Origin of the sequence: Sorangium sp. So ce204, from assembly GCF_051526795.1 — a bacterium.
Classification (GTDB): domain Bacteria; phylum Myxococcota_A; class Polyangia; order Polyangiales; family Polyangiaceae; genus Sorangium; species Sorangium cellulosum_B.
The window spans coordinates 3,608,061-3,622,481 of record NZ_CP150317.1 but is presented as its reverse complement, the minus strand read 5'-3'; the positions used below and the strand labels follow the sequence as shown (position 1 = coordinate 3,622,481).

Here is a 14,421-nt window from a genome sequence, read left to right as displayed (position 1 = left end):
TCCCCGGCGCCACGTCTTCTCTCAACCCCGGTCTTCCGAGTACCCCTGGGCCATCGCTGCGATCACCCTGCGCGCCCCCTTGAACGGGTTGCGCGCGTGCGCGGCGAGCATGTTGTCGAGCATCATGATATCCCCCGTCTCCCACGGGAAGGCGACCTGCAGCTCACCCAGCACACCGCGGACCTCGTCCAGAATGGAGTCTTCGATCGGCTCTCCATCTCCGTAATACACGTTGCGTGGGAGCTCGTCCTCGCCGACGGCGTCGAGGAGCGCCTCACGCACCTCGGGCTCCAGACCGGAGATATGAAACAGGTGGGCTTGATTGAACCACACCATGTCTCCGGTCCCAGGATGGCGAGCGACGGCCTGGCATATCTGTCGTGTCCGAAGCTCGCCGTCGTCCTTCCACTCACAGGCGATCCCATGACGGCGGCAGAACTCGTCCACCGCATCGCGGCTGTCCGTGTTGAACACCTGCGGCCAGGGCACATCGAGGCCGTTGCCGAAGTTCCGCACGTACATGAGCCCATGCTCCACGAAGCGCTCGCGAATGCGTCGATCCACGCGCCGGTACACCTCGCGGCTGTCCGCGATGGGCGTCTCTCCGCCTTCACCGGGCGCCACGGCACAATAGAACCAGATCTTCAGCGGCCACTCACGGCTATACGACTGCTCATTGTGCAGTGGGATGTGCTGGTGTGCAGGGTACTCCGTCGACGAGTAGACGCCCTCCGTGATCTTCGTGCGCGGCGTCGATCCGAACTCATAGCCAAGCAGCGGATGCCCGAAGGCCGCGCAGAACTCGCGGAAGCCAGCGACGTCATCGACCTGGAAGCCTCGGAAGAGGATACCCCCGTGCTCGGGCAAGCTCCGCTCGACCTGCTCCCGAAGCGCCGGGAAGACCTTCATGATGCCCTCACCGCCGCGAGCCGGCGACACCACGAGCGGCAGTCGACCATACGGTGTCGACGACCGTATCCTGAGCGACTCGCCGGTGAGATCTTCCGCCTGAACCGTGTTCATCACAAGCTCCTCGCGCGACCGCCGCGCATCAAGAACACTCCGCGCAGCCCCGCGAGCAACGCGCTCCAGCGCCTGCGCACACCACGACCACCGCGCGACGAGCACGAGCGCGCGCGATCCATCGAGATACCTAACAGACGCGGAGATTCGGTCTCGTCTCCGCGCCGTTCAAGAGCCTCGTTCAAGCCGATCTGGGCCGCGGGTCCGACGCGTGCAGCCGGCGGACCCACGAGCCGCTCGCCGCACTACTGCTGCGCTCGATCCATGTGCTTGCGCAGGCTGAGAGGTCGCATGTCCGTCCAGTGCTCCTTGACGTACTCCAGGCACTCCTGCTTCTTCCCGGTCTTGCCCACCTCCGTCCAACCCTTCGGAACGTCGAGGTAATCTGGCCAGATCGAGTACTGCTCCTCGTGATTGACGACCACCTTGAAAATCGTATCTTCGCTATCCCAGCTCATCGCCATCCCTCTTCTTAGGTGTCGCGTCAGGCGCTCATGAAGGCTCGCGCCCGTTCGCCGGCGTGCAGCGTGTCTCCGTCGGCGCGCGGGACGAGCCTGCCGAACTCCAGCTTGATGCAGCGGTCAGCCAGGTGAAAGTAGCGATCGTCGTGGGTGATCGCGATCACGGTCTTTCCCCTGGCTTTCAGCTCGGGCAAAAGTCGTTTGTAGAATACCTCCTTGTAGGCCGGGTCCTGATCGGCCGCCCATTCGTCGAACACATAGAAGGGACGGTCCTCCAGGTAGGAGATCAGGAGCGCCAGACGCTTCCGTTGGCCCTGCGACAGCTTCGTCGTGGAGACGACGCCATCGACGACCTTCACCTTGTGGTCGAGCTCCAGCTCGACGAGGAGCGCTCGGGCGCGCTCGTCGAGCTGAGCCCGCTCCAGGCCGATCAGGCTCTCGAACAGGTAGAAGTCCGAGAAGACCGCGGAGAAGTGCTGCCGGTACGCGTCGCGCGTCTCCTCGGTGACCGGCTCACCGTTCAACAGGATCTCCCCGCCCTCCGGGGCATAGAGGCCGACGAGGAGCTTCGCGAGCGTCGTCTTGCCGCTCCCGTTGCCGCCGATGAGGAAGACAATCTCCCCGGGGCGGAGCTCGATGTCGATCGGCCCCAGCAAGAACGACCGGTCCTCCCTCTCCACGTAGTAGCTGTGCGTGACCCGGCGCAGGCACAATCTCTCGACCGGACGCGGCGGAGGGGCGTGCGCCGGCGTCTTCCCGTCAGGCAGGCTTCCGGTGAGCTGATGAACGCGCTCGAGCGCGATGTGAGCCCTGCTGAGGTTCGGGATCGCCTGGAGCACGGCCTCCATGGGCAGCATCATGTACAGGAACACGAGGGCATAGCCGGACATCACGTGGGCATCGACCGCGAAGAGGCGGCCAAGGATGAATAGAACCGCGCCGATGAAGACGAAGAACAGAGAGCTGCCCCAGCTCTCCGCGGCGACGTAGATCGTCATCCCTCTGGCGCGCTGCGCGCGCACCCGCTCGATGCTGTCGTTCAGCAGCTCGGAGAGGAAGGCCTGCTTTCGCGGCCTGTGGAGCTTGAGCTCCTTGGCCCCGTCGAACAGGGCCCGGAAGTGATGAAAGAGCTCGTCCTCGTGCTTGCGTGAGGCGCGCAGATGGCCGATGGCCCTCGTGTGCGCGAGGTGGTACCCGAGCGAGCCCAGGAACACCATGGTCGCCGCGAAGAGGAACACCTGCCATGAGAGGACGCACAGGTAGACCAGAGAGCCGAGCACGACGGCGCCATGCATGACCAGGTTGGGGATGGTCACGAAGAACTGAGAGAGGGTGCCGATGTCCTCCGTGAGGATCGCCAGGATGCGCGCTGCCCCCTGGACCTCGAGATCCCGGAAGGGGGCGTCGGCGACCTGGCGGCTGACGTACGCGCGCATCCGGGCGAGCGTCCCCTGGCTCAGGTGCACGAACAGGGATTGAGAGAGCCAGCGCAAGATCAGCACGAGCAGGCTGAGCCAGGCGAACCTCGACCCCAGCGCAGGCATCGCGCCGGCGTTTGCGGCCAGCGCTTCATTGATGACGGCGACCACCGCTGCGCCGCAGAAGCCGCTGGCCAGGCTGGTGATCAAGGCCGCCAGGATCAGCCAGCGCGACGACTGAAACAGGAAGGCAAACAGCGCCGCGCCTCGCCACATGTCCCGTCGTCTCGGCGTTGTTCCGCCGGGCTTCGCCTGTGCTTCCAACGCCATCTCCATGCGCTCGCTGCGCCGGGTCGTGACCACGCCTACACGAACCGGCATTCCCTTCGACCACGGCGAGGTGTCGCCTCGGACGCGGCGCAGCATGTGCGCCGGCATGCTCTATTACACAAGCCGAATGAACTTGAATATTACTTTCAACTTCAACTCAGCGGCGTGTATCACATTCTCTGGACGCTTGTCAAGTTTTTGGTGACGCGCTGCATGTCTCGTGGGTGTACCGCGGTGGTCTGGCCCACGCGCTGCCCGGCCTGGCGCCGTGCTGGCCGCGCTTGACGGCGGCCGCGAGGGTTCGTCGGTCGCCGGGCCAACGAGGGTGGGTGCGTCGCGGCGCGGGCCACGAGGGTGGGCGCGTCGCGGCGCGGGCTACGGGGGTGGGTGCGGCGCGGCGCGGGCCGGTCCTGCGGCGCGCCTGTCGGGTAACCGCTGCGCGAACGACGTCTCGCGCCGAGGCCACCGCGTGCGCGCGGCAGCGGCGTAGGTCGCGCCGGCGGCCGCGCCACGGCCGCCCCCCCGCCCGCGCGCGCGGTAGCGGCTACCAGTCGGTCGGCGTGTAGTCTTTGAAGAACTGCCCGTACGCGTGCTGGCCGCTGAGCAGCCCGGAGAAGATGGGGTCGCAGATGCGGGCGGCGCCGTCGACGATGTCGAGCGGCGGGTGGAAGCCGTGCTCTTCCAGCTTGCGGGCGGCGAGCGCCGCGGGGTCCTCGTCGGTGACCCACCCGGTATCGACGCTGTTCATGAAGATGCCGTCCTTCGCGTAGTCGGGCGCGGACGTGCGCGTCATCATGTTGAGCGCGGCTTTCGCCATGTTGGTGTGAGGGTGCCTGTCCGTCTTGTAACGGCGGTAGAACTGCCCCTCCATCGCCGAGACGTTGACGATGTGCCTGTCGAACGTGGGCCGTCGCATCATGAGCGGCTTCAGCCGGGAGTTCAGGACGAAGGGGGCGACCGCGTTGACGAGCTGCACCTCGAGCATCTCGACGGTCGGGACCTCGGCGAGGGTGAGCCGCCAGCTGTTCAGCGTCCGGAGATCGACCTGCTGGAGATCGGCGTCGTAACGCCCCTGGGGGAAGAGCAGCTCGTCGATGCGCTCATCGCCCGGAGCCGGGATCTGGGAGAGCAACGCGGGCTCGCGCAGGCCCGCGGTGGGGTCGGCGCCGGCGACGAGGGGGAGCGTGCCGCACGCGCGGAGCGCGTCGTACTCGCGGAGCGGGGGTTGAGCGCCCTGCGGGAGGGAGCGGACGGGCGCGGTCTCGCCCTCGATGAGGTGGCCGTAGAAGCCCGGCGGTCGCCGCACGGTCTGGCAGGCGTTGTTGATGATGAAATCGAGCCGGTCGAGCGTGTGGAGGAGGTGGCGCGTGAAGAGCTCGACGCTCGGCGTGTGCCGGAGATCGAGGCCGTAGATCGCGACCCGTGATCCCCAGGCGTCGAAGTCGCGCTCTGCCGAGAAGCGGCGCGCGGCGTCGTGCGGGAAGCGGGTCGTGACGATGACCCGCGCGCCGGCGCGGAGGAGCATGATGGCCGCCTGATAACCGATCTTGACGCGCGCGCCCGTGACGAGCGCGACGCGGCCGTCGAGCGGCGCGGTCTGGCTGCGTTTGCGGTAGTTGAAGTCGCCGCACGCGGCGCACATCGCGTCGTAGAAGAAGTGGACTTTGCGGAACTCGGCCTTGCAGACGTAACACTTGCGCGGCCGCGCGAGCTCCGGAGCGCCCGGCTCGGCCGGCGGCCCGGGCTCCTCGGCGGCCTCGGGCGGCGACGCGGGCTCCTCGGCGGGGTCGGCCCACGACAGCGGGGGCGCGGCCGGGGCGAGCGCGTCCGGCGTGCGGAACACCGGCTCTCGACGGGCGACGCGGATGCCGACCGCATCGAGCAGGGCGGCGTCGGCGGACTTCTGCGCGTGCCGGTCGCGCTTGCGGAACGCCCGGGCGAGCTCTCGCTGCTCGGCGCGCTCGGGACGCGAGACGCGGCCGGCGGCCAGGAGGAGCCGGCGGCGGTCCTCGGCGCTGATGGAGGCGAGCTGCGCGCGATCGAGGGCCAAGGCCTCCAGCACCTTGAGGCAAGCGTCGAGATCGGCGGCAGTGAACGGCCGGCCTGCGCCGGCGGCTTCGCGGTCGGGACTCATCGAAGCGTGCGTGCATAGCACGCGGAAGACCGCGCGCGAACCGCGGCGGCGCCTCGGGTCCTGCCGGCACGCTTCGAACCGCGCCGCATCGCGCCGCTCCGCATCGCGCCGCTCCGCATCGCGCCGCATCGCGCCGCTCCGCTCTGCTCTGCTCTGCTCCGCGCCCAGAGCCCCGCGGACGAGCCGCGCAAGCCGCGTCCTGTTCGCCGGCTGACGATTGTACACTACGCCCGCACATCCCCCTGAGCCCTCGGAAACTTCAGCAGAGGATCTTATGCTCGAGTCGCCACACAGTCTGTTCGCGACGGAATTCATGCCCCATGGCCATTGCTACTTCTGGCAGCCGGGCATGGTCTGGCTGCAGGTCGTCACCAACCTGGCGATCGGCTTCGCCTATCTCTCGATCTCCCTGACCCTCGCCCATCTGGTCCGGCGCATCCGGGACATCCCCTTCCAGTGGGTGTACCTCGCGTTCGGCACCTTCATCGTTGCCTGTGGGTTCACGCACTTCATGGATGTGTGGGTCATCTGGCAGCCGTTGTACTGGCTGGATGGGGCCCTCCGGGCCATCACGGCGATCGCCTCGGTCGGCACCGCGATCCTGCTCTTTCCGCTGCTCCCCAAGGTGGTCGCGCTGGCGGGCGCGGCGCGCGTCACGCGCGAGCACGAGCTCCGCACGGAGGAGCTGAACCGCCAGCTCTCGGCGCTCTACGAGAACACGCGGGAGACGCTCGCGGAGGCCATCCCGCAGCTCGTATGGACCGCGACGCCGGACGGGGAGTTCGACTACTTCAACCGGCGCTTCACGGAGTACGTCGGCGAGCGTCTGCCCAGCGGCGCGGCCTGGACGGCCGCCATCCACCCCGAGGACGCGGATCGGGTCGTGGCGCGCTGGAAGGAGAGCTTCGCCAGCGGAGACGCCTACGAGATCGAGTACCGGATCCGGCGCAGCGACGGGGTCTACCGCTGGTTCCTCGTGCGCGGGTTGCCCCTGCACGACACGACCCGGCGGATCGTGAAGTGGTTCGGCACCTGCACCGACATCCAGGAGCAGAAGATCGCGGCCGAGGAGCGCGAGGTGATGCTCCAGCAGGCGCGAGAGGCGGTGAGGGCGCGAGAGATCTTCCTCGCCGTCGCGGCCCATGAGCTCAAGACGCCGATCACGCCGCTGCGCGCCGAGGTGGAGAGCGTGCTGCGCGCGGCGCGCGCCGCGCGCGCAGACCGCCTCACGCCCGAGCGCCTTGTCATCAAGCTATCGGTCGTGGAGCGGCAGATCGATCGCCTGGAACGGCTCGTCTCCGACCTGCTCGACGTCTCGCGCATCGCCGCTGGACGGATCGAGCTTCAGATACAGGAGGTCGACCTCGCGGAGGTCGTGTGCGAGGTGGTCGATCAGCACAAATACGACCTCGCCAGGAACTCGATGTCGCTCCAGCTCGCCGCCGACGCCACGGGAGGCTGGGATCGCAGGCGCCTCGACCAGGTGGTGAACAACCTCCTCACCAATGCGCTCAAGTACGGCCGCGGGCGTCCGATCACGATCACCGTGTGGTCAAGCGATGTCCGCGCGTGGCTCACGATCACGGACCAGGGCATCGGCATCGCGCCCGAGCAGCAGGCCATGATCTTCAACCAGTTCGAGCGCGCGGTCTCGGAGCGGCACTACGGCGGGCTCGGGCTCGGGCTGTGGATCGTGCGGCAGGTCGTCGGGGCCATGGGTGGGACGGTGTCCGTCGCGAGTGAACCTGACGTCGGGTCGACCTTTACCGTGGAGTTGCCTCGACAACGTGGGAACCTCGATGACACCGAGACCAAATCTCCTTAAGCTGACACGATGAAGCACATCCTGTTGGTGGAGGACAACGAGGATATTCAGATCTCGCTCCGCGATGCGCTGGAGGAAGACGGTGCTTACAGCGTCATGACGGCTGGAAACGGCGCGGAGGCGCTCGCGCTGCTCGAGCGCGGCGAGCGGCCGAATATGATGCTCGTCGACCTGTTGATGCCCGTCATGGACGGTGTGGAGTTGATCGACCGGATGCGGCGCGACGCGCGGTTCGCGGGCATCCCGGTCGTGGTCCTGTCGGCCGCGTCGATCACGTCCCCGCCGCCCGGAACACCGTTGCTCAGGAAGCCGATCCGCTACGAGGCGCTCCTTGGAGCGGTCCAGAAGGCGTGCGGGTGTTGAGAGCGGTGCGCTCGCGCACAGAGGACGCTACTTGCCGGCGGGCGCGTAGGGGCAGGGAGCGCCGCCTTCTCCGGTCTCGGTGAGGGCGCCCGTCGCAGGATCGAGGGTGAGCGTGGTCGGGAACGGGTGAGCGCCCGGACCCTGCGACCCTTCGGAGACCGAGAGCAGGAGCGTCCTGTCGGCGCGCTTGAACGCCCCCTTGCGATGGACGATGCCCGACCAGACACACGCCACGTTCGGCGGGCAGGGAGAGACGCGATCCTCGGCGACGAAGCTGCCGTCTTTCGCGAGGGAGAGCCGGCGCTCGTACTTGCGCGGACCGCACGCTGCGGAGCTCCACGTGCCGAACAGCGCTTCCTCGCCGGGCGCGGTGGTCGCGCTCCGCGCCGTCGTGGCCGGCGCCTGGGGCGTCGCGGTGACCGTGGCAGAAGCCTGCGGCGCGGGCGCGCCCGGCGCCGCGGTGGACAGCGGCTCCTGAGGCTCCACGGGTGATGACGGCTCGGGCGCCGGCTCGCGCGGGCCGTTGACGGTGCACGCAGCGAGCGGCGCCAGCAGCGCGGCGAGGGGGAGGATGAACGTTCGCATCACACCCGCTCATCCCATGGCGGCTCAACCCGCGCAACGCGTGCACCGCCGGAGGCCGCGGCGATGCGCCCGCCCCGCGAGCGACGACACGACGGGGAGCGCCGCGCGGAAGGCCGCGATCGGCGTGCGCTACCCCAGCAGCGCGAGCAGATCCTCCCGCGTCAGCGAGGCCGCCCTGTCCGCCTCGCCCAGCGCGGCGCCCGCGATCGCGCGCTTCCGCTCCTGCAGCGCGAGGATCCCCTCCTCCACCGTGTCCTTGGCGACGAGCCGGTGGACCATCACAGGCCGGTGCTGTCCGATGCGGTGGGCCCGATCGGCCGCCTGATCTTCGACCGCCGGGTTCCACCAGGGATCGAGCAGGAAGACGTGATCCGCCGCGGTCAGGTTCAGGCCGGTGCCGCCCGCCTTGAGCGAGATGAGCATCACCGGCGGGCCGCCCGGCGACTGGAACTCGTTGACCACCCCGGCGCGATCGCGCGTCCCGCCGTCGAGGCGGCTCCACGGGATCCCCGCCGCGTTGAGGTGCGGCTCGACGAGGTCGAGCAGCGAGGTCCACTGCGAGAACACGAGCGCCTTGTGGCCGTCCGCGACGCACTCCTCGAGCGCCTCGATCAGCCGCGTCACCTTGGAGGAGGGCGCGCTCCGCGCCGCCGGCGCCGCGCCGCCGGCGCTCGATCCAGGGATCAGCGCCGGATGGCAGGCCGCCTGGCGCAGGCGGAGCAGCGCCTCCAGCGCCGCCATGACGCTCGCCCCCTCCGCGAGCTTCTCCACCACGTCCTTGCGGGTGGCCGCGCGCACCGCGTCGTAGAGCTCGCGCTCTGCCTCCTCGAGCTCGCAGTAGAGCACCATCTCCGATCGCGGCGGCAGCTCCGGCGCGACCTCGCCCTTCAGCCGCCGCAGCACGAAGGGGCGGATCTTCTGCCGCAGCTCGGCCGCGGCGCCCTGCACGCCCTCGGCGATCGGCCGGCCGTAGCGCTCCTGGAAGGCGCTCCGCCCGCCGAGGAGGCCGCGGTTCGTGAAGTGGAGCAGGCTCCAGAGCTCCTCGAGCCGGTTCTCGACCGGCGTGCCGCTCAGCGCCACGCGCAGCTCGGCGCGGAGCGCGAACGCCGCCCGCGCCGCCTGGCTGTCCGGGTTCTTGATCGCCTGCGCCTCGTCGAGCACCACGGCCTCCCAGGCCTGCGCCGCGAGCAGCTCGGCGTCGTTGCGGAGCACGGCGTAGGTCGTCAGCGTGACGTCGGCCGCAGGATCGAGGGCGCGCCGCGTGCCGTGGTAGATTGCGAACCGGAGGCCCGGGCGGAAGCGCCGGATCTCGTCGGCCCAGTTGTGGACGACGCTGCGCGGGCACACGACGAGCGTCCGCCCGCGCAGCGAGCAGAGCGTCTGCAGCGTCTTGCCGAGCCCCATGTCGTCGGCGAGCACCGCGCCGAGGCCGGCGTCGCGCAGGAACGACAGCCAGTCGACGCCGCGCCGCTGGTAGGGGCGCAGCGTCGCGGTCAGGTCGGAGGGCAGCGGCGCCTCCGGGAGCGACGCGAAGCCGTCGAGCAGCGGCATGAGCTTGTCGAAGCCCGACGGGCGCGGGTACTCGATCTCGTCGCACAGCGCGGCCAGCGCCGGGAGCGCCGCGGGCGGCACCTCCTTGTCTTCGCGCCGCGCCGCGAGCAGATCGGCGACGCGCGCGCCGTACTTGTCGAGCCACTCCGAGGGCAGCGGCGCCCACCCGCCGCCGAGGAGCGGCACGAGCGGCAGGCCGTCCTGCCACGCGCGGATCACGGCCGTCGCGTCCGCGCGCTTCGGGGGCGCGCCGGCGCCGTCGCCTTCGTCGCCCGCGCCGTCGTCGCGCCCCGCCGAGAGCTCGAACTCGACGTCGAAGGCCCGATCCTGGATGACGAAGCGCGGCACGAGCGCGGCCTTGCCGAAGATCTCGCCGCGCGCGTCGGCGAAGGCGCGGGCGTCCCACGACTCGAGGCGCGAGGCGAAGCGGATCGCCTCGACGCCGTCGAAGTCGACCCGGCGGCCCGGGATGAGGTGGAGCTCGTCGCGCAGCCGGATCAGCAACATGCGCTCCGCGGGCTCATCGCGGACGGGCACGGCGCCGGACAGGTGCACGAGCCGGCCGTTCTCGATGCGCGCCTCCGGCGGATCGCCGTACACGAGGCTGGGCACGACGGAGAGCGTGTGCTCCTTCTGGCTGAGCTCCAGGAGGATCCGCGGCCGGGACGCGCCGCCCGCGCGCGGCAAGCGCTGGCTCTGGATCGTGACCGGGACGCGCTTGGTCAGCTCCGGCAGGACGTCGGTCACCAGCTTGCCGAGGTCCCCCCGCGGGAACACCCGACGGAGCGGCAGCCGCTCGAGCTTCGGCCCCGTGAGGTCCATCTCCCGGAGCAGGTGCAGCGTGCCGCCGCACCGCACGACGCCCGACGCGATCACCTCGTCGACGCGCGGGTCCCGCTCCACGACGAGCGCCGCGCCATCGTCGTGATCGCGCACCGCCGCGCGAGGGCCGATGGCCTCGCTGGAGACGCGCACGGGCGCGCCGTCGAGCTCCACGTCGGCGACGCCCGAAAGCGCCGCGAAGAGCTCGGGCTGGCGATCCGAGGGGAAGTAGCCGTGCTGCTTCGTGCCCACGAGGCGGTCGATCGCCAGGTCCTCGTGCGTCGGGTAGAGCTCGGGCAGCCTCGGCCCCGGCCGCTCCGGGCTCGCTGGGGCCCGCACGGCGCGGCCAGCGAGGCTGGCGAGCGAGATCCGGAGCGGCTCCTCGGCGCCGCTCGCGTGCACGATCATCCGCTCGAGCGCGAGCACGAGCCCCTTGCGCCGGAGCCGGTACCGCAGCCGCGCCGGCGGCGTAGCCGCGGCGGTCGCGCCGCCTTGCGCGGCCGGCTGCCCTTGCGCCGCCGGCTGGCCCTGCGCCGCCGGCTGGCCCTGCGCGGCCGGCTGGCCCTGCGCGACCGGTTGCGAGAGCGACAGCGTCGCCGCGACAGCGTGCGCGCAGGGGTCGATTTTTCCACCGCAGTCGCACGTCCACTCGGCGTCCGCTGGGTAGAGGGTGACGGTTGGTGCAACGGGCTGCCCGGCCGCCTTGACGCGGACCACGATGGCATCGCCGCGATCCTCCCGTCCGAAGGCAGCGCCCTCACGGGCGAGCTTGACGCCCTGGGACCAGAGGCCTGGAAGACAGGCTTTCCTGATGGCTTCGAGAAGACCCTGCACTGAGACTCCAGACACCGACGGCTGGCCGCGGGAGCTCGCGCGCTCTCCCGGGACCAGCGCGACTTCTTGGGATGTTCACAGAAAGACGAAGATGACGGAAAGGGGTTCAGCCGTCTTCTTCGTCTTCTTCCGCTTCTTCTGCTGCCTCGCCTTCCAGGTTCCGGGAGCTTGCCCGGCATGAGCGGGGCGCTGCTGTAGCAGGTATCCGCGCGGCATCACGTCGCGAGCTTCACCGACGCGTCAGGTGCTCACGGTAGCGCGTCGTGAGCTCCATCCAGCGCAACGTGAGGATCGGCTCGCGCTCGAGCCGATCCTGCCAGCTGCGATCGACGGCCTTCCACAGGTCGCGGTCGGCGATGCCGTGGCGCAGGAGCGCCTGGTCGAACGACGAGGCCGCCCCGATCGACGACTCGGCGCAGAGGACCGCGTACTGCTGAAGGCTGAGCGAGGGCAGCGCGCTCCGCGCGCCCGGAAGGTCGCTCCGCGCGGCGGGCGCAGGGGCCGCACCGCTCGGCGTCGCCAGCGCCGGCACGGCAGGCGCGGCGCCGCTCGCGTCGAGATCGCCGGGAGATCGCCGGAGGGTGACCCCCGACCGCGCGTTGCCGCCATCGAGCTCCAGCGGCTCGGCCTCCGGCGGGAGCTTGATCGAGGGCAGCGGCAGGGCCCGCGGCACCTCGACGGTCTCGTCGGCCTCGCCCTCCGAGGGGGGGCGTTTTCCGCTCGACGTGGGGACGATCACGGACTGCGGCGGCGAGGCCGCGCGCCGCGGCGGCGCGGAGGAGGCGCTCCCCCGGCCGCCTCGCCGTGAGCCGGCGCGCTCGCCGTCGGGCGCCGCGAACGACAGCACCGGACCGGCGTCGGTGATGTCCATCTGCAGGATGATCTCACCCGTCCTTCCGCGGACGACGAGCCGATCGCCCGCCGGCGTCACCTCCATCTCGTAGCGCCGCCCGGAGGAGAGCGAGACGGTCGCCGAGGGGACCGGCTCGCCGCTCGCCGCCCCCCGCGAGCCCATCTCATCCTGAGGACGGAGCCCGGCCTGATGCAGCCCGCGCTCGCTATCGGGTGGATCCCCACTCATCAGGATCGAAGCCTAACGCAGCAAGCGCACGCCCCGCGAGCGCTTTCGACGCGTGCGTCGCAGGCGTCGCCTGTGACGCGTGCGACGCGTGCGACGCGTGCGACGCGTGCGACGCGTGATTCAAGCGTCTGAGCCCGGTCCCAGCACGCCGCCTGGGGCCACGCGGCTCGCTTTCCTGCGATCGGGCGCGGCGCATCCGAGCCCGACCGACCCCCTCCGACGCGGTGCGCCCGGTCGCCTTGGCTCGCGCCTGAGCGCCGCGGCCTGCGCTCGGTCGCGCAGGGTTGCGCAGGAGCGCGCTCGGTCACCCAGGAGTTGGGTCGAGGGTGCACCCCGACACCGAGCGCTTACGTGGCCCAGCGTGTCTTCATTTCACGAGGTGCCTCGCTGCTATCAAGCCCGGGCTCCGCCGACAAAAATCGCCGCCGTTGGCGTTTTCTTGGAATTTCTCGGCGCTGATCGCAATGCGTCGAGAGAGGGTCATTCCTGGCGCAACCCCGCCCATCTTCGCTTGAAACGGGCGCGTCTGTAGTAAAGCGGGCTGCGAACTCTTCCCGACAGGAGGTCTATGAAGACTACCTCTCTCGCCCTTGCGCTGCTGTTCACCGCGTGCACCCCAATCTACACCGAAATAACTTACGAGACATGCGACACCGAGTGTGAGAACGTGCTCAACCAGGACGCATGTCTAGCGGAATGCGGGACGTGCGTGGATCAATGTGAAAGAGAGCCCTACGGGCCCGAACGCTGGGATTGCATAGCGGAATGTCGAATGTGCGCGAAAGTGTGTAGAAACCAGCCTGACCGCGACGCGTGCACCTTGGCATGCGACGACACGTGCAGCGGCGACCAGTGTGGCGAGCCGGCTCCGGAGGGCTTCTATGGCCCGGCGCTGCTCTGGGTCGGCAGAACCGTGGACGAGCCGAACTGCCCCGGCAGCGCCCCGACCAAGGTGTACAGGGGGTACGAGACCGCTGACTTCCCCTTCGGGTGCAGCCCATGTCGGTGCGGCGAGCCAGCCTGCGCCTTGCCCGCCGATCTCAGGACGGCCGCCTCGCTGAAGTGCGATGGCTCGCCGGTCTCGGTGCATGAGCCCCGGGACATGCTGAACGGCACCTGCGTCGTGCCCAGCGGCGCCCTGGCGAACGATCATCAATCGATCGTCCTCGGCGCGACCCGGGTGACGCCTTGCGAGGCCAGCGTCGAGCCCCCCCCGGTGCCACAGTTCAACTTGCGGTGGTATCGCTCCGGCGTGGCGTGCGGAGGCACCCCCAAGGAACCCACGTGCGCGCCTCCGTCGACGACGTGCGAGTCGCCCGATCAGGAAGACGCCTTCGCTCGGTGCATCATGTACCTCGGCGAGGGCGAGGTGACCTGCCCGGAAGATTATCCGGAGGACGTCGTCCTCTACGACGGCATGAGGGACGAACGCCACTGCACGCCGTGCGAGTGCGGTCCTCCGACAGGCAGCGAGTGTTCCCTGGCGCTCCTTTCCTTCCGGGACGGCGCGTGCGGCGAGCTGATCACCGCCGGTACCTCTTCGAGCGATGCCCCGGGCTGCGTCGCCGCCAAGCCCGGGAAAACGCCCAAGAGCATGATGGCTGTCTGGCAGGTCAACCAGCCCGGAAGCTGCGAGCCGAGCGGCGGAGAGCTGCGAGGCGAGATCGCCCTCACCGGTCCGAGCACGTTTTGCTGCCAAACACGTCCAGGCGAGAACGGGTGACGGCCACGCGCCGCGATGGGCGGCGCAGCGCCGCCCGAGCCACACGATTCGGGCTTCTCCTGAACCACGGTCGGGCTTGACCAGAACCTGTGATGTCGGGCAAAGGCGCCAAGTAGATGGATCCGTGGGCATGACGGAAAAATCTCTCGGTAGGGAGAAATCGACGAGCCAAAATGCAATGCGACCCGCGCGCTCGAGAGCGCACACAAAAGCCTTTACGTGCGCTCCAAAGTCAGTATCTACAGGATCACGACGTGGGAGCGGCGACGTC

At 69.6% G+C, this 14,421-nt stretch carries 10 protein-coding genes; 3 read left to right on the top strand and 7 right to left on the bottom strand.

Annotated elements, in window-relative coordinates:
• Positions 1-21 precede the first annotated feature (21 nt).
• The 4 genes from WMF22_RS13765 to WMF22_RS13750 all read right to left on the bottom strand — a co-directional run bounded on the left by WMF22_RS13765 (position 22) and on the right by WMF22_RS13750 (position 5,366).
• Positions 22-1,128, bottom strand: coding sequence for a TauD/TfdA family dioxygenase (locus WMF22_RS13765; protein WP_438036029.1), 1,107 nt, complete (start codon positions 1,126-1,128; stop codon positions 22-24).
• Positions 1,129-1,268: 140 nt separating this feature from the next.
• Positions 1,269-1,481, bottom strand: coding sequence for an MbtH family protein (locus WMF22_RS13760; protein WP_437299543.1), 213 nt, complete (start codon positions 1,479-1,481; stop codon positions 1,269-1,271).
• 26 nt (positions 1,482-1,507) lie between these two features.
• The gene (locus tag WMF22_RS13755; RefSeq protein WP_437299542.1) at positions 1,508-3,178 is read right to left on the bottom strand and encodes a cyclic peptide export ABC transporter; all 1,671 of its coding nucleotides are present in this window, start codon (positions 3,176-3,178) and stop codon (positions 1,508-1,510) included.
• Between the two features lie 598 nt (positions 3,179-3,776).
• Positions 3,777-5,366, bottom strand: coding sequence for an SDR family NAD(P)-dependent oxidoreductase (locus WMF22_RS13750; RefSeq protein WP_437299541.1), 1,590 nt, complete (start codon positions 5,364-5,366; stop codon positions 3,777-3,779).
• A gap of 313 nt (positions 5,367-5,679) precedes the next feature.
• On the opposite strand from WMF22_RS13750, the gene WMF22_RS13745 reads away from it, so the two are divergent.
• Positions 5,680-7,191, top strand: coding sequence for a PAS domain-containing sensor histidine kinase (locus WMF22_RS13745; protein ID WP_438036028.1), 1,512 nt, complete (start codon positions 5,680-5,682; stop codon positions 7,189-7,191).
• A 9-nt stretch (positions 7,192-7,200) separates the two neighbouring features.
• Positions 7,201-7,554, top strand: coding sequence for a response regulator (locus WMF22_RS13740; protein WP_012235137.1), 354 nt, complete (start codon positions 7,201-7,203; stop codon positions 7,552-7,554).
• A 27-nt stretch (positions 7,555-7,581) separates the two neighbouring features.
• On the opposite strand, the gene WMF22_RS13735 is transcribed toward WMF22_RS13740, so the two are convergent.
• From WMF22_RS13735 to WMF22_RS13725, 3 genes are all read right to left on the bottom strand, one after another.
• Positions 7,582-8,139 (bottom strand): hypothetical protein, encoded by a 558-nt coding sequence (locus WMF22_RS13735; RefSeq protein ID WP_438036027.1) that lies wholly within the window; start codon positions 8,137-8,139, stop codon positions 7,582-7,584.
• Positions 8,140-8,268: 129 nt separating this feature from the next.
• Complete coding sequence (locus tag WMF22_RS13730; RefSeq protein ID WP_437299538.1) at positions 8,269-11,346, bottom strand: DEAD/DEAH box helicase; 3,078 nt, start codon at positions 11,344-11,346, stop codon at positions 8,269-8,271.
• Between the two features lie 229 nt (positions 11,347-11,575).
• A complete protein-coding gene (locus WMF22_RS13725; RefSeq protein ID WP_438036026.1) occupies positions 11,576-12,361 on the bottom strand; it encodes a hypothetical protein in 786 nt (261 codons plus the stop codon).
• Positions 12,362-13,247: 886 nt separating this feature from the next.
• Here WMF22_RS13725 and WMF22_RS13720 point away from each other — a divergent pair.
• Entirely contained in the window at positions 13,248-14,150 is a 903-nt protein-coding gene (locus WMF22_RS13720; protein WP_438036025.1) for a hypothetical protein, read from the top strand.
• Positions 14,151-14,421: the final 271 nt, after the last annotated feature.